Source organism: Micromonospora sp. NPDC047762 (genome assembly GCF_043204655.1).
In the GTDB taxonomy this organism is placed as follows: Bacteria; Actinomycetota; Actinomycetes; order Mycobacteriales; family Micromonosporaceae; genus Micromonospora.
The window spans coordinates 110,188-133,676 of sequence record NZ_JBIDCQ010000011.1 but is presented as its reverse complement, the minus strand read 5'-3'; the positions used below and the strand labels follow the sequence as shown (position 1 = coordinate 133,676).

The 23,489-nt window shown below is 72.1% G+C and carries 17 protein-coding genes; 12 read left to right on the top strand and 5 right to left on the bottom strand.

The features are described from left to right. The first annotated feature begins 101 nt into the window (after positions 1–101). Together ACGF3C_RS28920 and ACGF3C_RS28915 are read left to right on the top strand one after the other, a co-directional pair. Complete coding sequence (locus tag ACGF3C_RS28920) at positions 102–1,673, top strand: carboxypeptidase regulatory-like domain-containing protein (RefSeq protein ID WP_393226830.1); 1,572 nt, start codon at positions 102–104, stop codon at positions 1,671–1,673. A 55-nt stretch (positions 1,674–1,728) separates the two neighbouring features. Further along, positions 1,729–2,229 carry a signal peptidase II gene (locus ACGF3C_RS28915; protein ID WP_393226828.1) on the top strand — a complete coding sequence of 167 codons (501 nt, stop codon included), beginning with the start codon at positions 1,729–1,731 and terminating at the stop codon, positions 2,227–2,229. Here ACGF3C_RS28915 and ACGF3C_RS28910 read toward each other — a convergent pair. From ACGF3C_RS28910 to ACGF3C_RS28895, 4 genes are read right to left on the bottom strand one after another with little or no spacing between them, the layout of a single operon-like run. Further along, a complete protein-coding gene (locus ACGF3C_RS28910; protein ID WP_357224010.1) occupies positions 2,218–2,820 on the bottom strand; it encodes an LUD domain-containing protein in 603 nt (200 codons plus the stop codon). The two genes, ACGF3C_RS28915 and ACGF3C_RS28910, sit on opposite strands and share 12 nt — an antisense overlap. Continuing rightward, a complete protein-coding gene (locus ACGF3C_RS28905; RefSeq protein WP_355006197.1) occupies positions 2,817–4,262 on the bottom strand; it encodes a LutB/LldF family L-lactate oxidation iron-sulfur protein in 1,446 nt (481 codons plus the stop codon). The genes ACGF3C_RS28910 and ACGF3C_RS28905 overlap by 4 nt, the downstream gene beginning before the upstream one ends. Beyond that, a complete protein-coding gene (locus tag ACGF3C_RS28900) occupies positions 4,259–4,969 on the bottom strand; it encodes a (Fe-S)-binding protein (protein ID WP_357224008.1) in 711 nt (236 codons plus the stop codon). Before ACGF3C_RS28900 ends, ACGF3C_RS28905 begins: the two co-directional genes overlap by 4 nt. Positions 4,970–4,997: 28 nt before the next feature. Next, complete coding sequence (locus ACGF3C_RS28895) at positions 4,998–5,717, bottom strand: GntR family transcriptional regulator (RefSeq protein ID WP_357224005.1); 720 nt, start codon at positions 5,715–5,717, stop codon at positions 4,998–5,000. A 112-nt stretch (positions 5,718–5,829) separates the two neighbouring features. Here ACGF3C_RS28895 and ACGF3C_RS28890 point away from each other — a divergent pair, with 112 nt between their 5' ends. The 9 genes from ACGF3C_RS28890 (at position 5,830) to ACGF3C_RS28850 (ending at position 16,223) form a co-directional block, all read left to right on the top strand. Continuing rightward, positions 5,830–6,669 carry a fumarylacetoacetate hydrolase family protein gene (locus ACGF3C_RS28890; RefSeq protein ID WP_393226825.1) on the top strand — a complete coding sequence of 280 codons (840 nt, stop codon included), beginning with the start codon at positions 5,830–5,832 and terminating at the stop codon, positions 6,667–6,669. Continuing rightward, positions 6,669–7,457: an SDR family oxidoreductase gene (locus tag ACGF3C_RS28885; RefSeq protein ID WP_357223999.1), complete on the top strand. Its 789-nt coding sequence runs from the start codon at positions 6,669–6,671 to the stop codon at positions 7,455–7,457. Before ACGF3C_RS28890 ends, ACGF3C_RS28885 begins: the two co-directional genes overlap by 1 nt. Positions 7,458–7,469: 12 nt before the next feature. After that, entirely contained in the window at positions 7,470–8,378 is a 909-nt protein-coding gene (locus ACGF3C_RS28880; RefSeq protein ID WP_393226823.1) for a hypothetical protein, read from the top strand. A 284-nt stretch (positions 8,379–8,662) separates the two neighbouring features. After that, positions 8,663–9,661, top strand: a complete 999-nt coding sequence (locus ACGF3C_RS28875; RefSeq protein WP_393226821.1) for an RNA polymerase subunit sigma-70 — start codon at positions 8,663–8,665, stop codon at positions 9,659–9,661. Between the two features lie 5 nt (positions 9,662–9,666). Continuing rightward, positions 9,667–10,407 carry a DUF6069 family protein gene (locus ACGF3C_RS28870; protein ID WP_393226819.1) on the top strand — a complete coding sequence of 247 codons (741 nt, stop codon included), beginning with the start codon at positions 9,667–9,669 and terminating at the stop codon, positions 10,405–10,407. 134 nt (positions 10,408–10,541) lie between these two features. Then, positions 10,542–11,771 (top strand): D-mannonate dehydratase ManD, encoded by a 1,230-nt coding sequence (manD, locus tag ACGF3C_RS28865; RefSeq protein ID WP_357232842.1) that lies wholly within the window; start codon positions 10,542–10,544, stop codon positions 11,769–11,771. A 195-nt stretch (positions 11,772–11,966) separates the two neighbouring features. Further along, entirely contained in the window at positions 11,967–13,673 is a 1,707-nt protein-coding gene (locus tag ACGF3C_RS28860) for an ABC transporter transmembrane domain-containing protein (RefSeq protein ID WP_393226817.1), read from the top strand. After that, positions 13,670–15,577, top strand: a complete 1,908-nt coding sequence (locus ACGF3C_RS28855; protein WP_357232838.1) for an ABC transporter ATP-binding protein — start codon at positions 13,670–13,672, stop codon at positions 15,575–15,577. Before ACGF3C_RS28860 ends, ACGF3C_RS28855 begins: the two co-directional genes overlap by 4 nt. Before the next feature lie 67 nt (positions 15,578–15,644). Continuing rightward, positions 15,645–16,223 (top strand): sigma-70 family RNA polymerase sigma factor, encoded by a 579-nt coding sequence (locus ACGF3C_RS28850; RefSeq protein WP_357232836.1) that lies wholly within the window; start codon positions 15,645–15,647, stop codon positions 16,221–16,223. 149 nt (positions 16,224–16,372) lie between these two features. Here the strand turns inward: ACGF3C_RS28850 and ACGF3C_RS28845 are convergent, their stop codons facing one another. Further along, positions 16,373–21,835 (bottom strand): carboxyl transferase domain-containing protein, encoded by a 5,463-nt coding sequence (locus tag ACGF3C_RS28845; RefSeq protein WP_357230129.1) that lies wholly within the window; start codon positions 21,833–21,835, stop codon positions 16,373–16,375. A gap of 348 nt (positions 21,836–22,183) precedes the next feature. On the opposite strand from ACGF3C_RS28845, the gene ACGF3C_RS28840 reads away from it, so the two are divergent. Beyond that, on the top strand, positions 22,184–23,440 hold the full coding sequence (locus ACGF3C_RS28840) for a phosphodiester glycosidase family protein (RefSeq protein WP_393226814.1): 1,257 nt from the start codon (positions 22,184–22,186) through the stop codon (positions 23,438–23,440). The last annotated feature ends 49 nt before the right edge of the window (positions 23,441–23,489 follow it).

Sequence of the window (23,489 nt, the reverse complement as noted above, 5' to 3'; positions counted from 1 at the left end):
GTGTTCGTCACTTGACAAGCAGTGGTGAGAAGCGTGGTTAGGCTGCCCCCTGATGTGCGCGAAGCGAGCCGGGCTTCGCCGATTCCGGAGGTGCCACCACGATGGGCAGTCGAGTAGCACGTCCCACCAGACGTACCGGAATTCTCCTGTTGGCGGCGCTGAGCGCGCTGTTGCTGCTCGGGGTCGACGCGGTGCTGGGTCCGGTCGCGCCGGTCCGGGCCGGCAGCGCCGCCGCGACCGTCAGTGGCACCCTGACCGAACGGTCCGGCCGACCGGCCAGCCAGGTCAGAGTCACCCTCGCGCCGGACTCCGGCGCCGAGCATCCGACCTACTCGACCACCACGGACCGGGCCGGCCGGTGGCGGGTGTCCCGGGTGTCGGCCGGGCGCTACCGGATCACCAACCAACTGCCCGGCGTGTTCCGACCCCGCTACTACCCGAGCCGGCTCGGGTTCCCCTGGGGAGCTGTCACGGTGCCGACCCGTGGCCGGCTCGTCGTCGACGACGTGCTTCCCCCGGCCGGCCGGATCCGGTTCGTCGCGGCCGACGCGGCCACCGGCGCCGAGGTTCGGAACTTCTGTGTTCAGGACCCGCTGGAGCTCGGCCTCATCTGCACCAACGCCGCCGGGACCTTCCCGAACGGGTACGTCGACCTGGAGGTGCCGCCCGGCCACTACCGGTTCACCGGCGCCGCGAACGACGGCGTACACGAGGGCGGGATGGTCGAGGCGACCGCGGTCGCCGGGCGGGTGACCCACGCGACGCTGCCGGTCCAGCCGCCCGGCAACGAACTGCGCGTGACACTGCGGGACCGGGCGACCGGCGCACCGGTGCCCAACACGGGAATCATCGCCATCTCGGTGGACAAGCGGTTTCCCGACATCTATGACGCCAACGAGATCTCCGACGAGAACGGGGTGGTGCGGTTCCGGAGCCTCCACCCGGACCGGTACAACATCTGGGCCGGCGGCTCGGCCAACGGGCACGGCGCGCAGTGGGTCGGCCCGGAGGGTGGCACCGGCGACCGGGCCAAGGCACTGGTGGTCGAGCCAGGGCCCGGGATCACCACGCTGCCCGACATCCTGCTGGACCGGGCGGGGTCGATCACCGGGTCGATCACCGACGCGGTCACCGGCCAGCCGGTGTCGGTGACCGTCGCGCTGACGACCTACGATCCGTTCTGGTACGAGACCACCTGGAAGGTTCCCGGCGACGGCTCGTACACCTTCAGCGGGCTCGGCCCGTACGAGTGGTCGCTGGCGTTCATCCCACCGGGCAACGGCGGCGCCAACAGCGTCTACGCCACCCAGTGGTCCGGTGGGGCGCCGAACAGCGTCAAGGCGACCCGGATCAAGGTCGTCGCCGGCGGCACCACCGTGGCGAACGAGCGGATGAGCGCCGGCACTGCCGTCTCCGGCCAAGCCAACGGCCTCCCGGTGTACGGCTACAGCTACCCCGTCTACGTCTACAACGCCGACACCGGCGACATCGTCGCGGTCGACGAGAACGTCGAGGACGGCCGGTACGACGCCCGACTCCTGCCCGGCCAGCGGGTCCGGTTCTGCCTGCACCCCGACCGCTGCTACCCGGACTACGTAAGGCAGGTCGACGCGTCCGCCATCCGGGTGGGCACCTCGCCGTTCACCGTCGACTTTCCCGGCCGGCGGGGCTGAGCCGGGCCGGGCACCGGCGCCGCCCGCGCACCAAACCGTGAGCTAGGGTTCCGGGATGTTCCGCGCCGTCGTGTTGATCGCTGCCGTGGTGCTCGCCGCCGATCAGGCCACCAAGTTCTGGGCCGAGTCCGCGTTGTCCGACGGGCAGACCATCACGCTCCTCGGTGAGCTGCTGCAACTGCGCCTCGTCTACAATCCGGGCGCGGCCTTCTCGATCGGCTCCGCGTACACCTGGATCTTCGCGGTGTTCGCCGCGGCGGCGGTGGTCGCGGTGACGGTGGTGGCCCGGCGGGTCACGTCGCGTCCCTGGGCGGTGGCGTTGGGCCTGGTGCTCGGCGGTGCGACGACGCACCTGCTGGACCGACTCTTCCGCGAGCCGGGGTTCGCGCGGGGGCACGTGGTGGACTTCATCGACTACGCCGGGTTCTTCGTCGGCAACGTCGCCGACATCGCCCTGGTGGTCGGCGTGGGCATCGTCATGCTGCTCAACGTGCGCGGCGTCCCGCTGCGGGACCAGGCGGACGAGACCCGCGAGCAGGTGTCGTCAGACTCCTGAGCTGACCAGTACGACCTCCAGGCGGCGCGGGCCGTGCACTCCCTCGACCCGGTTCAGCTCGATGTCGCTCGTCGCGGACGGGCCCGAGATCCAGGTCAGTGGCGCGCGTGGGTCCAGTCGGGCCAGCGCCTCCGGCAGCAGGCCGACGACCTGGTCGGTGCGGACGACACAGATGTGCCGGTCGGGCACCAGGGTGAGCGCGCGCCGCCCCTGCGTCGGGCCGGCGTCGAGGATGATGGTGCCCGTGTCGGCGACCGCCACGGCACAGCCGGTCAGGACCGCGTCCAGGCCGTCGAGCGCGGCCGGTGACAGCTGGGGCGCGTCGCGGTGCAGCTCTCCGGCGTAGCCGTCCAGCCAATGGGCGGGGGTGTCGGTGGGAACGGCGAGCCGGCCGACCTCGCCGAGCAGCCGGTGCAGGGCGTCGGTGCCACGGTGGACGACGGCCCGGTAGTCCTCCAGGCGGTCGACGAGGGTTTCGATCAGGTCGGGGTGGTCGCCGACCCGGCGATAGCGGCGGGGCACCTGCACCGGCGGCGGGCTGTCGGCCAGGGCCGTCCGGAGCCGCGCCAGGATCTCGTCACGTGCGCTCACTGTTTTCCCCACCATTCCCGGAAGGTCTGCGGCGCGGGCAGCGGCAGGTCACGCGACCGGGTCCACGCCGACGCGGGCCAGGGCAGTCGCCGCAGCGTGCGAGCGCCGGTGCGCCGCTGACGGTACGCCCCGAGCGGCCCCGCGCCGGCCCGGGCCAGGCGCAGGGCGGCGGCCCACCGTCGGGGGCTGCGCATCACCCAGGACAGGAGCCGCATGGTGGCCCGTTCGGCGGGTGGGTGCGGTGCCTGCTGGCGGAGGTGGACCAGGATCTCCGGAATGTTGATCTTCACGGGGCACACGTCGTAGCAGGCGCCGCAGAGGGTCGACGCGTACGGCAGTGAGGCGTTGTCGGCGACGCCGGTCAGCTGCGGCGACAGGATCGCGCCGATCGGGCCCGGGTACACCGAGCCGTACGCGTGCCCGCCGGCCCGTTCGTACACCGGGCAGACGTTGAGGCACGCGGAGCAGCGGATGCAGGACAGCGCCGGCCGGCCGACCGGGTCGGCGAGCACAGCGGAGCGGCCATTGTCGACGAGCACGACGTGCACGTCCTGCGGGCCGTCCCCGGGGGTGACGCCGGTCCACATCGAGGTGTACGGGTTCATCCGCTCACCGGTCGAGGACCGCGGCAGCAGTTGCAGGAAGACCTCCAGGTCGGTGAAGGTCGGCAGCAGCTTCTCGACGCCGACGACGCTGATCAGCGTCTCGGGGAGGGTGAGGCACATGCGGCCGTTGCCCTCGGACTCGACCACCACGAGGGTGCCGGTGTCGGCGACGGCGAAGTTCGCGCCGGAGACGGCGACCCGGGCCGAGAGGAAACGCCGCCGCAGGTGAGCGCGGGCCGCCTCGGCCAGCGCGGCCGGCTCGTCGCTCAGGTCGGGCGGCGCGTCGGCCATGCGACGTTCGAAGATCTCCCGGATCTGGGCCCGGTTGTAGTGGATCGCCGGCACCAGGATGTGCGAGGGGGTGTCCTCGCCGAGCTGCACGATCAGCTCGGCGAGGTCGGTCTCGTACGCGGCGATCCCGGCGGCCTCCAGCGCCTCGTTGAGCTCGATCTCCTGGGTCGCCATCGACTTGACCTTCACGACCTCGTCGGCCCCGGTGGCCCGGGTCAGCTCGACCACGATCCGGCACGCCTCGGCCGCGTCGCGGGCCCAGTGCACAGTGGCGCCGGCGGCGGTGACGGACGCCTCGAACTGCTCCAGCAACTCCGGCAACCGACGTTGGACGTCCGCCTTGATCGCCGAGCCGGCGTCGCGCAGAGCCTCCCAGTCGGGTACCTCGTCGACGACCCGGGCTCGCTTGGCCCGGATGGTGCGGGTGGCCCGGTGCAGGTTGGCCCGGAGTTGCGGGTCGGCGACGGCCGGCCTGGCGGCGGTGGGGAACGGCAGCGGCGTGCGGATCCGCCCGCCCCCGGTGGCGGGTGCGACCGGATGGCTCATGAGCTGGCTCCCGTCTCGGCGAGAATCTCGGCGTAGTGCACGGCCCGTACGCCTGAGCGGTGGCGGTCGAGACCGCCGCCGATGTGCGCCAGGCAGGAGTTGTCGGCTGCGGCGAGCACCCGTGCGCCGGTGTCGCGGACCCGGGCGCACTTGTCGGTGAGCATGGCGGTGGAGACGTCCGGGTTCTTCAGTGCGAACGTGCCGCCGAAGCCACAGCACTCCTCGGCGTCGCCCAGCTCGACCAGGTGGATGCCGCGCACCTGGCGCAGCAGGGTCAGGGGTCGGTCGCCGAGACGCAGCATCCGCAGGCCGTGGCAGGTCGGGTGGTAGGTGACCGTCTCCTTGAACTCGGCGCCGACGTCGGTGACGCCGAGAACGTCGACGAGCAACTCGGACAGCTCGTACGTGCGGGCGGCCACCGACGTGGCCGGCGCGTGCAGGCGCGGGTACTGGTCGCGGATCATCGCGGTGCACGACCCGGACGGCGCGACGATGGCGTCGTAGGAGTCGAAGACGTCGACGTAGTTGCGCACCAGAGGCATGGCCTCGGCCCGGTAACCCGTGTTGGCGTGCATCTGCCCGCAGCAGGTCTGGTCGGCGGGGAAGTCGACGGTGTGGCCGAGTCGCCGCAGGATGCGGGTGACAGCGATGCCGGTGGCCGGGAACGCGAGGTCGTTGACGCAGGTGATGAAGAGGGCGATCCGCATGGCGGCTCCTCGGATCCGTGGGGGTGGGTCAGGCCGAGTCGCGTGGTGTCGCGGGGGTGGGGAGCCGGCCGAAGGCGGGCAGGTGGCGCTCCCGGGCGGCGCTGAGGTGCGCCCGCATCGCCTCGGTGGCGGCTGTCGCGTCGCCGGCGACGATGGCGGCGGCGATGCGCTGGTGCTCGGCGTTGGTGTCCGCTGCGCCGGCGACCGGGAAGTACAGCCGGTGCAGGTGCAGGTGTGAGTGCAGCCGCGTGATGGTGTCCCGCAGCAACGGGCTGCCGGAGACCTCGGCGATCAGGTCGTGGAACGTCGCGTCCAGTGCGGTGAAGGCGGCGTGGCGGCGATATCCGTCGCCGGCCTCCACGTCGATGCTCGCCGCCGCCTCGACGCTGATCCGTTGGCGCGCTTCGGCGGAGGCGTGGGTGGCGGCCCGCCCGGCGGTGGCGCCCTCCAGCAGTTGCCGGACGTCGAACAGGTCGTCGAACTCGGCACGGCTCAACAGTGGCGTCGTGGTGTAGCCGGAGAGTGGGCGTTTGCGGACCAGGCCGTCGGCCTCCAGCCTCGCGAGGGCCTCACGGACGGGGGTGGGGGAGACGTCGAGTTCCCGGGCGAGCGCGTCGATGTTGACCCGCTCGCCGGGCGGAAGGATGTGGTCCATGACCAGCGTCTTTATCGACTCGTAGACGTCCTCGGCGAGGGTGAGTCGACGGGCGGGGCGGAGTCGACCCTCGCGAGGTTCCTGCTGGGCCATCTCGTCTCCTCAGCGACCCCTTGACTGTGCCGGTGTGAGCGAGTACACACGAGCCGAACAACATCCTATAGGAAATTGGGTTCTTGGCGACCCAGGCAGTGGAGGTTGGTTCGTGAGATTCATGCGCGTCGGGCCGGTGGGACGGGAACGCCCCGTGCTGTACGTCGATGGGCGGCACTTCGACCTCTCGTCGCTCACCGTCGACATCGACGGCGAGTTCCTTGCCGGCGACGGCGTCCGGCGGGCCCGCGAGGCCACCGACCTGCCCGAGATCGACGTCACCGGGCAGCGGGTCGGCGCGCCGATCGCCCGGCCGGGTGTGGTGCTCTGCGTCGGGCAGAACTACGCCGCGCACGCCGCCGAGTCCGGTGCCGCGCCACCGACCGAGCCGATCATCTTCTACAAGGCGCCCAACACCGTCGTCGGCCCGTACGACGAGGTCCTGATCCCGCGCGGATCGACGAAGACCGACTGGGAGGTGGAGCTGGCGGTGGTGATCGGCCGAACGGCCCGCTACCTCGCCTCACCGGCCGACGCCCTCGGGCACATCGCCGGATACGTGCTGTCCAACGACGTCTCCGAGCGGGACTTCCAACTCGCGGTCTCCGGCGGCCAGTGGTCCAAGGGCAAGTCCTGTGAGACGTTCCAACCGCTCGGCCCGTGGCTGGTCACCCCCGACGAGATCGGCGACCCGCAGGCGCTGCGGCTGCGCTCCTGGGTCAACGGCGAGCCCCGCCAGGACTCCAGCACCAAGGACATGATCTTCGACGTGGCGTACCTGGTCTGGCACCTGTCCCAGTACACCGTCCTGGACCCGGGCGACGTCATCAACACGGGCACCCCGCAGGGAGTGGCGCTCTCCGGCCGCTTCCCGTACCTGGCCGTCGGCGATGTGATGGAGATCGAGATCGACGGCCTCGGTCGGCAGCGCAACACGCTCCGGGACGCCTGATGCGGTGTGACGGTCTCGTGGCGGTGGTGACCGGAGGTGCATCGGGGATCGGCCTCGCCTGCGTGCGGGCGTTCGTCGCCGCCGGCGCCCGGGTGGGTGTCCTGGACCTGGAACTGTCCGGGCTGCCCGAGGCCCCCGGGGTGCTCGGCGTCCAGGCGGACGTGGCCGACCGGTCCTCCCTCACCGCGGCCGTCGCCTCGGTCGCGGAGACGTTCGGCGGCATCGACATCCTGGTGAACAACGCCGCCATCTCGGCCGTGGGCACTGTGGAGGAGAACGACGACGAGCAGTGGAGCCGGGTACTCGACGTCAACGTCTCCGGCGTGGCCCGAACCAGCGCCGTCGCCCTGCCGTACCTGCGCCGGTCGTCCTCCGCGGCGATCGTCAACATCTCCTCGATCGCCGCGACCACCGGTCTGCCCAAACGCGCCCTCTACTCGGCGTCGAAGGGTGCCGTGCACGCCCTCACCCTCGCCATGGCCGCCGACCTGGTGACGGAGGGCGTCCGGGTCAACTGTGTCGCCCCCGGCACCGTCGACACGCCCTGGGTGGCCCGCCTGCTCGCCGGTGCGGCCGACCCGACGGCGGAGAAGCGACAGTTGGCCGCCCGCCAGCCGACCGGCCGACTGGTGACCGCCGACGAGGTGGCCGCCACCGTCGTCTACCTGGCCTCGCCCGCGACCAGGTCGGTGACCGGTTCGTCGCTGCCGGTGGACGGCGGCATGTCCGGTCTGCGCCTGCCCGCCCCGGTCCCGCCCGTGGCCAATCCTGCCGAATCGGGCGCGTGACATGATTGCGGCATGGGGAAACAGCAGGACGTCGGCGAGGCCGACCGTCACAGCGCGTCCGGCACCACCGCCCACCGTCCGATCGGTGGCAGCGCTGACGCTCGGCTCGCCCTCGCTCAGGACCCCACAACGCCACAAATGACCCTCATCGACCTGGCATCCGACCCGTCGGTCCTGGTCCGCAAGGCCGTCGCCTCTCGGGCCGACGCACCCGCGCAGGCCCTGCGACCGCTCACCCGCGACCAAGATCGTCAGGTCCGGGAGGCCGTGGCGAGGAACCCCTCCACGTCGATCGCCAACCTCATGCGCCTGGTCAAGGACGCCGACCGGTGGGTCCGCTGGGCCGTCGCCAGCAATCCGGCCTGTGACGAGTCGATCCGCCAGGTCATGTCGAAGACCTCGGACAAGGAGCTTCGCGGGCTCCTCGCGGAAAGTCGTCAACTGGAGCCGGAGCTGGCCGCCAAGCTGATCGACGACGTGTCACCCGAGGTACGGGAACGACTCGGCACGCACACCCACGACCCCGACGTGATCGACGCCCTGCTGGCCGATCGCACGGCACGCGTACGCAAGGGGGTTGCCCGCAACCCGCGGACCACCGCCGCGCAGCGCAGCGCGCTCGCCGCGGACCCGGTGGTCGATGTCCGCGCCGCGCTGGTGCGGGCCGTCGAGCTGAGCGAGGCGGACCTCGCCCGCCTGGTCGACGACCGCGCGGTGCAGGTCCGACTGGCGATGGCGACGTCCGAGTTCGTTCCGCCGCACATCCGGGAGACGCTTACCCGCGACGCCGACGAGATGGTGGCCAGCGCGGCACGGGACTACCGCCCGGGGTCGGGCAACGCCTCCGCCGTGCGGGCGCCCCGCATCGCGCACCGGCCCTCCGCCGGTGCGGGCCGATCGGGTGGCGGCACCGCCCGGTAGGACCGCGTTGGCGCGTCACGCTCTAATCAAGATCAGGTGATGAAAAGTAGTGTCCAGGAACCTTCCTGACCTATTTTTCATCACCTGATCATCGTGCTCCGGCATGGGAAGTGCAGCCAGGTACTCAACCTGGGCCTTAGCATTTACAGCTTCGTCGCGATCGCCGCGGCCCACTCTCCGCGTCGACCCTCGGGAGGATGACGTCCGCTCACTCCAGTGATGAGTTGTCGCATCCGCGCCCGTCATACCTGCGACAGGACATGACGAGGCGGAAGGATGACGTGATGAGTGCGGACACGCGGCTGCAGGAGCTGGGCGTGAGTGGTCTGGGCGAGGTCGACGAGCCGGCGTTCTCGGGGCTGGCGCAGCGGCACCGGCGGGAACTGCACGTGCACTGCTACCGGATGCTCGGCTCGTTCGAGGACGCCGAGGACACCGTGCAGGAGACGTTCCTGCGTGCCTGGCGGCGGCGGGAGACCTTCGAGGGGCGGTCGACGTTCCGGGCCTGGCTGTACCGGATCGCCACCAACGCCTGCCTGGACCTGCTCGCCAAGCGCCGCCCGGCGCCGGCCACCGGCGGCGAGGTGCTGTGGTTGCAGCCCTACCCGGACCGGTTGCTCGACGAGCTGCCCGCTGGCGACGTGGACGAGCCGGAGACCGTCGCCGTGGCGCGGGAGACGATCGAGCTGGCGTACCTGGTCGCGGTCCAGCACCTCGCGCCGCGTCCACGGGCCGTGCTGATCCTGCGGGACGTGCTCGGCTGGCCCGCCAGGGACGTCGCGGAGCTGCTCGGGGACTCGGTCAACTCGGTCAACAGTGCCTTGCAGCGGGCTCGCGCCGGCATGCGGGAGCACCTGCCCGCCGAGCGGCAGGACTGGACCGGCGGCGACGAGGACGCCGGCACGCGCGAGCTGGTGCGGCGCTTCACCGACGCCAGCGTGGCCACGAACGTCGACGCGCTCGCAGCCATGCTGCGAGACGACGTCCGCTACTCGATGCCGCCCACACCGGGCCTGTACGTCGGCCGCGACGCGGTGGTGAACAGCTGGGTCGAGGACGGCTTCGATGGCATGAAGGGCCTGCGTGCGGTCCCCACCTCGGTGAACCGCCAGCCCGCCGTCGCCTTCTACCACTGGCGGGAGCAGGAGGGCGCGTACCTGCCGTTGACGATCGACGTCCTGCGCATCACCGGCGGCGCGATCACCGAGGTCTTCATCTTCCACGGCGACCAGTTCCCGCGGCTCGGGCTGCCGGAACGCCTGCCGGCGGACGGCACGGAGTAGTCCCGGTGCGGACGCTCACGCTGCACGGCGGTGCGCGTGCCGAGGTGGTCGCGGCGGAGTGGCACGACGCGTTCGGCGTGGTCACCAGCGGGCGCGTGCAGTTGGAGCTGCGCGATGGTGAGCCCGGGCCGGTCCTCGGGCGCGATGCCGGCTTCTGGCTGCGCGGCACCGGCGTCCGTGCGCTGTGCAACCCCGACCGTCGCACCGCGCGAGTGCGTGTCTTCACGCCCGGTGCCGTCACACGTCAGTCAACACATCCGGTACGACAGCCTTCGTCTGAAGGAGATGACATGAACAGCATGAAGGACACCGGGATCGCCGCCGGCCCGGCATCGGGCCCACCCCGCTACACCCACCGATTCCGTGGGCTCGCCGGCACCGGCGTGATCGCGACGCTCGCGGCGATGGTGATCACCACCCTCGCCGCCACGTTGGCCCGGGCCGCCGGCGTCGACTTCGAGATCCCCGATGGTGGCGAGACGATTCCGTTGTCCGGGATCGCCGTGGTGACCGGCTTCTTCTCGGTGGTGGGTGTCGTCATCGCCGTGGCGCTGCTCCGGTGGAGTGCTCGACCCGCCGACCGGTTCGTGTGGACGGCGGTGGCCCTGACCGTGATCTCGCTGGTCCCGCCCCTCATCTCCGGGGCGAACGCGGCCACCGTCACCGCCCTTGCCGGGCTGCACGTCGTCGCTGCGGCGGTGATGATCCCGGTCCTGACCCGGAGCCTTCGCGCCCGGACCGACTGAACGTTGCTGCCTCCGATGAGCGGAGAGCCGGCCCGATGGGCCGGCTCTCCGCTCATCGGGTCGGTCGCCGGCCGCGCCGATCGCCTTTGTCGGCCTAGAATCCACCCCCGGTTCTGAAGGACGAAAGGCACCCCGTGAAGATCGTCGCAGCAGACATCATCGTGACCAGCCCCGACCGGAACTTCGTCACCCTCAAGATCACCACTGATGAGGGCATCACCGGTCTGGGCGACGCCACGCTCAACGGCCGCGAGCTCTCCGTCGCCTCGTACCTGCGCGACCATGTCGCCCCTCTGCTGATGGGACGGGACCCGCACCGGATCGAGGACACCTGGCAGTTCCTGTACCGCTCGGCGTACTGGCGGCGGGGCCCGGTCACCATGGCGGCCATCGCCGCCGTCGATGTCGCGCTGTGGGACATCAAGGCCAAGGCCGCCGGCATGCCGCTGTACCAACTGCTGGGCGGTGCGTCCCGCACCGGCATCATGGCGTACGGGCACGCGTCGGGGCGGGACATCCCCGAGCTGTTCGACTCCATCCGCAGCCACCTCGACGAGGGCTTCCGGTCGATCCGGGTGCAGACCGCGGTGCCGGGGATCAACGCCGTCTACGGCGTGGCCGCGCAACCCAGCGCCACCGGCCAGCGCTACGACTACGAGCCCGCGCAGCGCACTCCGCTGCCCGCCGAGGAGGACTGGGACACCCGCGCGTACCTGCGCCACCTACCGTCGGTCTTCGAGGCGGTGCGTGCCGAGTTCGGCCCGGAGTTGCCGCTGCTGCACGACGGTCACCACCGGATGACGCCGATCCAGGCCGCCAAGCTCGGCAAGGCCCTCGAACCGTACGACCTGTTCTGGCTGGAGGACTGCACCCCGGCCGAGAACCAGGAGGCGCTGCGGCTGGTCCGCCAGCACACCACCACCCCGCTGGCCATCGGTGAGGTCTTCAACACCGTCTGGGACTACCAGACCCTGATCCGGGAGCAGCTGATCGACTACGTCCGGTCCGCTGTCACCCACACCGGCGGCATCACCGCGATGCGCAAGCTGCTCGACTTCGCCGCCCAGTACCAGATCAAGTCGGGCATCCACGGCCCGACCGACATCTCCCCGGTGGGGATGGCCGCGGCCCTGCACCTGGACCTGGCCATCCACAACTTCGGGATCCAGGAGTACATGAAGCACACCCCGTTGGCCAACGAGGTGTTCCGGCAGTCGTTCACCTTCACCGACGGCTACCTGCATCCGGGCGACCAGCCGGGGCTCGGGGTGGAGCTCGACGAGGAGGCGGCGGCCCGGTTCCCGTACGAGCCGGCGTACCTGCCGTTCAACCGGCTCAAGGACGGCACGGTCCATGACTGGTGAGCCGGGTGGCCGGCACGTGGTTCCGGCGGGGGAGCGGTAGCCGAGGCGGATGCGGACCGTCGACGCCGGCCCCGGCCGTCCATGGCAGGGCGGCCGGCGTCACCGCACTCCGGCGCCTGCGGCTGGCCGAGGGCGTGTTAGGTTAGCCTGCCCTCACCTACTGGAGTCTGCCGCTATGCCCCCATCGATCCGAGCATGACAGTCGCCGAGGTCAGTGGGAGCGTGGTGCTCCGCCGCGCCCTGCGCCGACAGCGCCGCCGGGTGGTGCTCGGCATCGTGCTGCTCTGCGCCCACCAGGCCACCGAGGCCCTCGTACCGGTCGCCATCGGCGTGATCATCGACCGGGCGGTGGCCACCGGGGATGTCAGCGCGCTGCTGCTGTCCCTCGCCGGCCTCGCCGCCCTGTTCACCGCCCTCGCCTTCGCCTACCGCACCGGCGCCCGGCTGGCCTACGCCGCCGTCGAACACGAGGCGCACGCGACCCGCGTCGAGATCGTCCGGAGCGCCCTCGACCCGCGCGGACACCGCTCGGGTCTGCGCGACGGAGAGCTGCTGTCCATCACGGCCTCCGACGCTGAGCTGTCCGCGCTGGTCGTACGCGTCGCCGGGCTCACCGCCGCGGCGCTCACCGCGATCGTGGTCGCGGCCGTCGCGCTGCTCGTCGTCGACGTCCCCCTCGGGCTCGGGGTGCTCGTCGGCGTACCGCTGCTGGTCGTCGCCCTCCAGCGGATGGCGCCGTTGCTCACCCGGCGCAGCACGTCGCAGCAGGAGGCCCTCGCGGCCACGACGGCGCTCGCCGTCGACCTCGTCACCGGGCTGCGCGTGCTGCGCGGCATCGGCGCGCAGGACCACGCCGCCCGACGGTACGCGGGCGCCAGCCGACACGCCCTCGACGTGACCCTTCGCGCCGCCACCACCAAGGGCCTGCACCTCGGCCTCACCACCATGGTCAACGGACTCTTCCTCGCGACGGTCGCCGGTGTCGCGGGTTGGCTCGCGCTCCAGGGTCGGCTCACCATCGGCGAACTCGTCGCCGTCGTCGGGCTGGCCCAGTTCATCGCCGAGCCGGTGCAGACGCTCGGGTACTGCGTACAACTGTTCGCCATGGCCCGGGCCTCGGCGGCGCGGGTCGCCCGGGTCCTCGGCGCGGCGCCGGTCCTCGCGCCGGGTGACGCCGGGCCGCCCACCCCGAGCCCTTCCCGGCTCGCCCTCGACGCGGTCTCGCACGCCGGCCTCGACGCCGTCAGCCTGCACGTCCGCGCCGGTGAGATCGTGGGCGTGCTCGCCTACGACCCGAGCGAGGCCGAAGCGCTTGTCGCGCTGCTGGCCGGCCGGGTGCACCACGCGGACCACCGGGGGACGCTGTACGTCGACGGCGTACCCGTCGAGGACCTGCACATCGACGCCGCGCGCGCCGTGGTCCTGGTGGAGCCACACGACGTGGCGCTGTTCGAGGGCACCCTGCGCGCCAATCTCAGCGCCGATGCCCGCGTCGACGACACCGTCCTGCGGGCCGCCGTGCGGGCTGCCGCCGCCGAGGACGTGCTCACCGCACACCCGGACGGCTTCGACCGCCGACTCACCGAGCGGGGAGCGAACCTGTCCGGCGGTCAGCGGCAGCGGATCGGGCTCGCCCGTGCGCTCGTCGCCGACCCACCGGTACTGGTGCTGCACAACCCCACCACGGCCGTCGACGCGGTGACCGAGGCGCTGCTCGCCGAAGGGCTGGCCTCGGTTCGCGCGGCGGACACCCGAGCCACGGTGCTGATCACCACCAGTCCGGCCCTGCTGCACGTCACGCACCGGGTCGTCGTGATCGACAAGGGTCGGGTCGTCGCCGAGGGGCCGCACGAGCGGTTGCTCGCCAGCGACACCCGCTACCGGGAGGAGGTCCTGCGATGACCGACCCGTCGACCGCGAGCGGCAGGGAGACCCGGCAGTTGCTGCCGACGGCCACCGGCCGGCAGACCTGGGCCGCCCTCCGGACCGAGCTCGCCCGCCTGCCGGTGCTCAGCGCCGTCGCCGGCACGTTGCTGGTCGCCGCGTCCGCGACCGGGCTCGTCGCGCCGTGGGTGCTCGGTCGCCTCGTCGACGACGTCATCGCCGGCACCGACACACCGCAGGTGGTGGCCTGGGCGGGCGTGATCGCGGGTGCGGCGGTGCTCGCGGGGCTCCTCACCGCGGCCGGAGCCGCGGTCGCCGCACGCCTCGGCGAGACAGTGCTGGCCCGGCTCCGTGAGCGGGTCCTCGACCGTGCGCTGCACCTGCCGTCGGCCACCCTGGAACGAGCCGGGACCGGCGACCTGGTGGCCCGGGCCGGCGACGACGTGGCAGTGGTGACGAACGTGATCGCCACCAGCGGCCCTGCCTTCCTCGGCGCGACGCTGTCCGTCGTGTTGACCGCGCTGGGGCTCTTCGCCCTCGACTGGCGGCTCGGCATCGCCGGGCTGGCCGCCGCACCGGCGTACGCGCTGGCGCTGCGCTGGTACCTCAGACGGTCGGTGCCGTACTACGCCCGCGAGCGGGTGGCGACGGGCGAGCGTACGCAGGCGACGGCCGAGGCGCTGCGCGGCTCGGCGACGGTACGCGCCTACCGGATGGAGGACGCGCACGTCGCCCGGATCGCGGCTAGCTCCGGCGTCGCCCGCGACCTGTCGCTGGAGATCTTCGGCCTGTTCACCCGGTTCGGGCTGCGCATCAACAGGTCCGAGTTCGTGGGGCTGGCCGCCGTGCTGCTCGCCGGCTTCCTGCTGGTCCGCGAGGACCTGTCCACCGTCGGCGCGGCGACCACCGCCGCCCTCTACTTCCACCGCCTGTTCAACCCCATCGGCCTGCTGCTGTTCCAGTCGGACTCGGTGCTCCAGGCCGGCGCGAGCCTCGCCCGGCTCGTCGGGGTGACCACACTGCCGGACACCGCGTCGCCCGTCAGTCGCCGCCCGGCCCGCCCGGAGCGGCCCGAGCCCGCGGCCCTGGAGGTGACCGTCGCGCAGCACCGCTACGACGACGGACCTGTCGTGCTGCGGGACATCACCCTGCGTCTCGCCCCCGGGGAGCGCGTGGCGCTGGTCGGCGCGAGCGGCGCGGGCAAGAGCACCCTCGCCGGCATCATCGCGGGCATCGTCGAGCCCAGCCAGGGTTCGGTGCGCCTACGCGGCGTGCCGTTGGCCGACCTCGGCGAACACCAGCTCCGGCGGGAGATCGCCCTGATCAGCCAGGAGGTGCACGTGTTCGCCGGACCGCTCGCCGAGGACCTGCGTCTGGCCGACCCGGACGCCACCGACGCCGAGCTGACCCGCGCCCTCGACCTCGTCGGCGCCACCGGGTGGCTGCGTACCCTGCCGGACGGGCTGGCGACCGCGGTGGGGGAAGGCGGTCGTCAGCTCACCGCGGCGCAGGCCCAGCACCTCGCGCTGGCCCGCCTGGTTCTCGCCGACCCCGCCGTCGCGGTCCTCGACGAGGCCACCGCGGAGGCGGGCAGCGCGGGCGCTCGTGACCTCGACCGGGCCGCCGTGGCGGCCACCGAGGGCCGTACCACGTTGGTCGTCGCCCACCGGCTCAGCCAGGCGGCCACCGCGGACCGCATCGTCGTCCTGGACCAGGGTCGCGTCGCCGAGCACGGTACGCACGCCGAGCTGCTCGCGGCCGGTGGCGGCTACAGCAACCTGTGGCGATCCTGGCGTACGCCCGGCCCGGTGCCGCCGCCCGCCCGGGAGAGCACCGAGCGGATCCCGGGCCAGAGTCACCCGAATGTGGGAGCCCCGGGAACTTTTCCGGACCGGCCGGCGACAACCAGATTGCGCGGCTGACCGGCGGCGTCCCGACGACGGCCTCTCGGCCGAAAAGGAGCGCCCGTGGCACACAGGACGGTGGTCTGTGCGGACCGGCGGCGTTGACGACGCCCAGGTCACCCGGTGGGCGCAGGAGGCGGGCCAGGGCGACCGGCAGGCCGCGACGGCGTTCATCCGGGCCCTCCAGGACCAGGTCTGGCGGTTCCTGTCGCATCTCGCCGGGCCGGGCGAGGCGGACGACCTGACCCAGGAGACGTTCCTGCGGGCATTCCGCAACCTCCCCGGCTTCGCCGGCCGTTCGTCGGCCCGCACGTGGGTGTTCACGATCGCCCGACGGGTCGCCGTCGACCACGTGCGCACGGCGGTGGCCCGGCCGAGGCTGGCATCCGTGCCGGACTGGCAGGCGGCGGCCGAGGCCGCCGGGGCGATCACCGCCGGGGCCGACGAGAGCGTGACAGTGCACCAGCTGATCGCCGGCCTGACCCGCGAGCGCCGCGAGGCGTTCGTCGCCACCCAGGTACTCGGCCTGTCGTACGCCGAGGCGGCGGAGATCTGCCAGTGCCCGGTCGGCACGATCCGGTCCCGGGTGGCCCGGGCCCGCGAGGATCTCGCCGCGGCCTGGCAGCTCGACAGCGCCCCGAGCCACGAGCGCCGGATCGGCTGACGGCGGATTCCACAGGCACCGTGCGGCGTTCCTGACAAGTCACTTCGGTGGCGCTCAGCTAGACCGCCACGCACCTCACCCCCTTCCACACGTCAGCACCACCGGTCGACGACCGGTGGTGCTGACGTGGTGCGGGCGTTCCGACCGCTCTACCCCAGGCGGGCCTCGATGGCCTCGATGATGCGCGGACGCAGCTCGGCGGCGCGGATGACGGCGTCCACCGAGCCGACCTCGACGGCGCGGTGGATGTTGTGCACCCGGTCGAACTCCGCCGCCACCTCGCTCAGTTTCTCCGCGCGCACCGAAGACCGCAGCTCGTCGAGCTCCGCTGTCAGCGCGGCGCGCTCGGTGCCGCTCGCGGCCGCGACGCTGGCCTCCAGGTCCCGCACCCGCGCGTCGGCCGCCGTACGAGCGTTGACGTCGGCGGAGAACACCACAGCGGCAGCGGGTGCGCCGCCGAGCACCGAGGCGAACGAGCCCTCCAGCGCCAGCACCGTCATGTTCGGGTTCAGCGCCTTCGAGAACACCACGAACGCACCGCCGTGGTAGCGCGAGATCACGCAGAAGACGATGGGCCCCCGGAAGTTCACGATCGCCCGGCCGATCTCGGCGCCGTACTCCAGTTGCAGCTTGCGCATCGACTCCGGTGAGCCGTCGAAGCCGGACAGGTTCGCCAGCACGACGAGCGGCCGGTTGCCGCTGGCCGCGTTGATCGCCCGCGCGGCCTTCTTCGACGAGCGGGGGAACAACGTGCCCGCCGTGTAGGTGTCCGGGCCGTCGGTGGGCGGGAAACCGTGCCGGGGCACCGACCGGGACTCGATGCCGAGCAGGCAGACCGGGATGCCACCGAGGTGAACGTCCTGCACGACGGCGGTGTCCGCGTCCGCCATGCCGGCCCAGCGCTCCAGCACCGGGTGGTCCTGGTCGGAGAGGGCCCGCATCACCGTACGGATGTCGAACGGCTTCTTGCGGTCCGGGTTGGACTCGACGGAGAAGATCTCCCCGACGGTGGCGAAGGCGCTGCCCGCCACGTCGTGCGGGAAGCCGGAGATGTCGCGGTCGGCCGGGTCGGTGGTGACCGCCCGCCGGGGCGCGTCCTCGCCGGGCGCGACGTAGGAGTGGTCGTAGTGCGCCATCACCACGTCCCGTGCGGCCGTCAGGTTCGGCGCCCAGTACTGCGCCTGCCCGTTCGGCCCCATCACCCGGTCGTAGCCGCCGATGCCGAAGTTGTCCTCAGCCGACACACCACCGGAGAAGTCGAGCGACTGCTTGCCGGTGAGCACCATCGCCGAGTCGGGCGTCATCACCAGGATGCCCTTGGTGTGCATGAGCATCGTCGCCTCGGCGTTCCAGTACGGCTGCGCGCCGACGTTGATGCCCGCGACCACGATGTTGATCTCACCGCCGGCCTGGGTGAACTCGACGATCCGCTTGAGCGCCGCGGCAACCCAGTCCATGTTCTCCGTACCGGAGGTCATCGAGATCCGGGCACCGGCGGACAGCGCCCACCACTCCAGCGGCACCTGCATCCGCTCGGCCAGGTCCAGTGCGGCGATCACGCGCCGGCACTCCGGCTCCGACAGGGCACCCAGCGACTTCGTCGGGTCGCCGAGCAGCACCACCCGGGTGACACCCTGGGGGTAGCGCTCGGTCGGCGTCGTGACGACCCCGGCGACGATCGCGGCGCTGTTGCGCCCCTTCGGCCGGTCCACCGGCACCAGCGCGTGGTCGTCGTCGAGGTCGTGCTCGACGAAGTCGCCGAGCCGGCCGGTCAGCTCGTACGGGTACACGGTGTTGCGGCTGCTGGCCCGCAGCACCTTGAGCCGGTACTCGTCGAGCGGCTCGAGCGGCTCGACCGGCGGCTCCCCGACGGCCAGTTCGGCACCGCCCGCGGCGTCGAACGAGATCCGTACGGCGATCTTGGTCAGCTCGCCGGTCCGGCGGTCGCGCTGGCGCGCGATGAACAGGATCTCCTCCAGCCCGGCGCCCGCTGTCGTCGGGCGGACCCGCCCGGCGATCATCTCCATCTCTTCGCGGGTCAGCTCGCTCGGCGGCCACACGTAGACGACGATGCGGTTGGTGTTGAAGCGCGTCTTCGACGGCCGCCGCGACTGGGCGCGGCGGATCGAGTCGAGGCAGGCGGCGATGGCGTCCTCGGCCGTCGGCAGCGCGACCAGTCGGCCGTCCTGCTCGCGGAGCTCGGTCAGGTCACGCACCTGCGCGAACGCGACGAGGCGCTCGTCGGCGCGGTTCTCCCGGGCCACACACTGGAAGAGGTAGACCTCCTCGTCCGACGACGGCAGCCGGGTCAGGTCGAACTTGTGCAGCCGCTCCAGCTGCATCCGCTGCGCGATGTACGGGTGCAGCCCACGGATCAGCCGGTCCTCGGTCAGCTGGGCGCCCGACGGACGGAAGGTGAAGTGGTGGTGCATCACCGCCCCGCCGCGACCCGCGACGGTGGTGGTGACCCGACGGACCTGGGGCGGCAGCGGGTGCGCGGCGATGACCTCGGCCAGCGCGGCCGCCATCGCGTCGAAGTCCTCCGGCTGGTTCTCCCAGCCGAGGTAGATGTCGGCGTCCACGGCGTCCTCGCCGGTGGCCAGCTCGGCCAGCCCGCGCAGGGCGCTGCCCAGCGCGTCGAAGCTGACCGCGGCGGAGACCACGCTGGAGTCGACGCGCTCGGCGACCACGAATGTGCAGCCCGCGACCTCGCGGGTGAGCACGCTGGTGAGCGACCGGTTGCCGTAGTACCGCCGGGTCAGCACCTCCAACATGACGGCGTTGTCGAGGTGGTCGCGGACGAGCCGCTGGCCGAGCAGCCGGACCAGCGGCTCGGTGCTGCGGACCATCGCGGCGATGCGCTCGGCGCGGTCCGGGGCTTCCGGGTGTGCGTCGAGGTGCCGCAGGTGCCCACGGACCTCGGCGTAGACGCGTGCGCGGTTGCGGCGCAGCAGCGGCTGGGCGAACCAGGCGAACACCACGCCGCGGGCGAGGTCCGCGATCACGGGGAAGCGGACCTGCGTCGCGGCGATCAGCCGCTCCAGTGCGAGGCCGGCCGGCTCGCGCAGCGTCTCGTCCGGCGGGGTCTCCAGCAGCCACGCGCGCAACAGCGCCGCGATGACCTGCGCGTCCGTGGAGGCGCGCTGCTGGGCGAGGAAGATCCGGAAGACGGCGGCTTCGAGGGCGGGGGTGCGGTCCAGGTCGGTGACGCCGTACCGGCCGAGGGCCTTGCCGAGTCTGGTCTGGAAGGCGTCCGGCAGCCCGGCCCGCTCGACGTCGAGGCTCTGCAGGTAGGTGTGGAAGTACTCCCGGGCGCTGTGTACGTGCGCGGCGCCGCCGTCCTCGCCCGTCGGCCGGTTGCGGCTCAGTTCGGCGAGATCGGCGAACACCTCGATGAGGTCGAGTTCGGCGGCCAGAGGCCGCTGACCGGCTTCGGTGGCCGTCCGCCGCGCGGTGAGGTAATCGTCGAGCACCCGGCGGTCGTCGTGCGGATCGACGTCGAAGCCGAGCAGCAGACCCCGCAGGTCCTCCTGGCCGCGCCTGCTGCGCTCGTACGCCGGGATGTCCGTGGCGGCGGTGGGCAGGTCCAGTTCGACGGTCTCGGTGCTGGCGTCGTCAGCGGTCTCCTCGGCGTCGTCCGCGAGCGGCTCCAGGCGCAGCAGCGGCGCACCTGCCTCCACCTGGCTGCCCACCGAGACGGCGCACTCCTTGAGCCGCGCCTTGAACGGCGCCCGCAGCACCGTCTCCATCTTCATCGCTTCCAGCACCAGCACCGGCGCGCCCGCCTCGACCTCCGCGCCGACCTCCAGGGGCGTGGCGACGACCAGCGCGGGCATCGGGGAGCGCAGGACGCCACCCTCGTCCCGGCTGACCCGGTGCGTCACGCCGTCCACCTCGACCAGGTGGGTCGGCCCGTACGTGCCGGTGAGCAGGCGGTAGCGGATGCCGTTGACGACGATCTGACCGGTGTGCCGGTCGAAGCGGTCGAGCTCGACGTCGGCGGTGCGCACGACGGGGCCGGTCTCGATGCCGACCCGGAACCGGTGCGCGCCGACCCGCGCCACGCGGGTGCGGTAGCCGACGCCGCGCAGCTTGAGGTCCAACGGTCGGCCGCTGGCGTGCTGCACCTGCGGGCGCCCGCCGGCCGCCGTCGACAGCAGCCGGTGACGCTCGACGCGTTCCTCCTCCTCGTACGCCTCGATGGCGGCGGCGGCCAGGGCGACGGCGGAGTGGCGGTGCGTGACGAGGCGGCCCTCGCCGCGGACGCGGTCGATCCATCCGGTGTCCGCGCTGGCGTCGATCACCTCGGGCTGGTCGAGCAGGTCGAGCACGAAGCTCTTGTTCGTGGCCCCACCTTCGATGATCACTGTGGTGTTCGCCATCGCCCGGCGCAGCCTGCCGAGGGCCTCGTCGCGGTCCCGGCCGTACGCGATGATCTTCGCGATCATCGAGTCGAAGTCGGCGGGGATGGTGTCACCCTCGCTGACGCCGGTGTCCACCCGGATGCCGGGGCCGCTGGGCAGGTCCAGCCGGGCGATGCGGCCGGGGGACGGTGCGAAGTCGCGGTCGGGGTCCTCGGCGTTGAGCCGGGCCTCGATGGCGTGCCCGCGCTCTGCCGGCGGCGCACCGTCGAGCCGCCCGCCGGAGGCGACGTGCAGCTGGGCCTTGACCAGGTCGAAACCGGTGGTCAGCTCGGTGATCGGGTGCTCGACCTGGAGGCGGGTGTTGACCTCCAGGAACGCGAACAGCCGGTCACCGGGGTGGTAGAGGAACTCGACTGTCGCCGCGCCGCGGTAGCCGACCGCCACGGCCAGTCGCTCGGCCGACGTCTTCAGCTCGGCGGCCTGCGCCGGGTCGAGCACCGGCGACGCCGACTCCTCGATGACCTTCTGGTTGCGTCGCTGCACCGAGCAGTCGCGGACGCCGAGGGCCCACGCGGTGCCCTGCCCGTCGGCGATCACCTGGACCTCGACGTGCCGGGCCCCGGTGACCAGGCGCTCCAGGAAGACGATGCCACTGCCGAAGGCCCGTGCCGCCTCCTGGCTGGTGCGCTCGTACGCGTCGACCAGCTCGGCCTCGTTCCTGATCACGCGGATGCCGCGTCCGCCACCGCCGGCTGTCGCCTTCAACATCAACGGGTAGCCGATCTCGGCCGCCGCCGACCGGGCGGCGGCGAGGGTTTCGACGGCGCCTCGGCTCCACGGCGCGACCGGCACGCCGACCTTCTCGGCGATCAGCTTCGAGCCGATCTTGTCGCCGAGTTGGCGCATGGCGTCGGGGCTCGGGCCGACGAAGGTGACGCCGATCTTCTCGCACAGCTCGGCGAACGCCGGATCCTCGGCGACGAAGCCCCAGCCGACCCACGCGGCGTCGGCCCCGGTCTCGGTCAGGGCGCGCTCCAGCACCGCCAGGTTGAGGTACGGGCGGGCGGAGGCCGGGCCGAGGTCGTAGGCGATGTCTGCCTCGCGGACGAATGTGGCGTTGCGGTCGACATCGGTGTAGAGGGCCACGGTTTCGAGCTGGATGCCGGTCTCCGCGGCCAGCTCGCGGACCGCGTGGATGAGCCGCATGGCGGCTTCACCACGGTTGACGATGGCGACACGGTTGAACACCCGAAAAACCCCTTAGCTAGACCTCGACCTGCGTGCGGAGAGACGGCGGCTCCCAGCAGTGATCACCTTTCCGGCTGGCGGCGGCCAGCGCTATGGCGCAACCACCGAACCCACCGTCCCTCAGTTGTAGGAAGTCCACAAAACTTTTTGGCACCCCCGAAGGCTGCACTCTTCGGATCCGACCGCTCCGGCAGTTGATCAAGACGGTGCGGACGGTTCACGTCCGCAGCCTCCCGTGTTCACCCCCGGGTGATCGGCTGACCAGGAAGATCATCGCCGGTCCGGTCAACAACCGCCCGGCCCGACCATCCCGGCCCAGGCCAGGAACGCACCAGGAAAGGAGCGGCAATGAGGTCACCGCACCTCGTACGCCCACGTCTGGCGCTGCTGCTCGCGGCGGGACTCACCGCGCTCGTCACGCCGGCAGGCGTCGCCCACGCCGCGACCGCCACGGTACCCGCGACCGGCACCCCGATCACCATCACCTCGACCGAGCAGCTCGCCCCGGGCGTCACGTACGGCTCGTTCGAGGTGACAACGCCCCGGGGCGTCACCGTCGGTTACCTGCTCACCGCCGACCTCCAGAAGAACAAGGTCTCCCTGGACCTGCTGCACCCCGACGCGGTGGCGCAGCGCACTGTCGTCTCGGCGATGGCGAACGAGCAGGGTGCCGTCGCCGGCGTCAACGGCGACTTCTTCAACAACAGTGAGACGCACGCCGGCGTCAGTCCCACCTACTCGTCGTCCGGTCCGGAGATCGCCGACGGTGAGGAGTTGAAGTTCGCGGTGCCGACCGCGCAGCGCTTCGGCCCCGGCCTGGCCCCCGGCACCTCGACCCGGGACGTGTTCGGCGTCGGTGTGAACGGCAAGGCGCGCGTCGACACCCTGGGCCTGGACGGCGAGGTGCGCAGCAGGAAGGGCACGATCGCTCTGGGTGGCCTCAATCAGTACGCGCTCCCGGTAGGCGGGGTCGGCCTGTTCACCGCCGACTGGGGGACCGCCTCCCGGGTCCGGTCCACCTGCGGCACCGACACGAGCCGCAGCGACCCGTGCAGCACCCACACCTACGAGGTGACCGTGCGCGACGGTGTGGTGACCGCAGTCGGCCCGACGCCCGGCGCGGGAGCGATTCCGACCGACACTCAGGTGCTGGTCGGCCGGGAGGGCGGCGCGGACGCGCTCGACGACCTCGCCGTCGGTGACCGGGTGGAGGTGCGCGAGAAACTCGTCTCCGCCGGCAAGCCGAAGCTGACCTTCGCGGTCGGTGGCGCGCCGATCCTGCGCGACGGCGCGCCGCTCGCCGGCCTGGACACCAGGACCGCCGCGGTACGCAGCTCGGCCGGTGTCAGCCCGGACGGCCGGACCGTGTACCTGGTCGCCCTGGCCGGCCGCGCCCCGGCCAGCGCCGGGTTCACCATCGCCGAACTGGCCGACCTGATGCGTGCACTCGGCGCGGACGCCGCGGTGAACCTCGACGGCGGCGGGTCGAGCACTGTCGCCGTCCGCGAGCCGGGCCAGGCCGCGGCCACCGCCCGCAACAGCCCGTCCGACGGTACGGAGCGAATGGTCGCCAACGGCATCGGGATCTTCGTCGGCAAGCACTGATCGGTCCACCCCGCTCGAATTCGCCCCGTCCGGCCTCACCGGGCGGGGC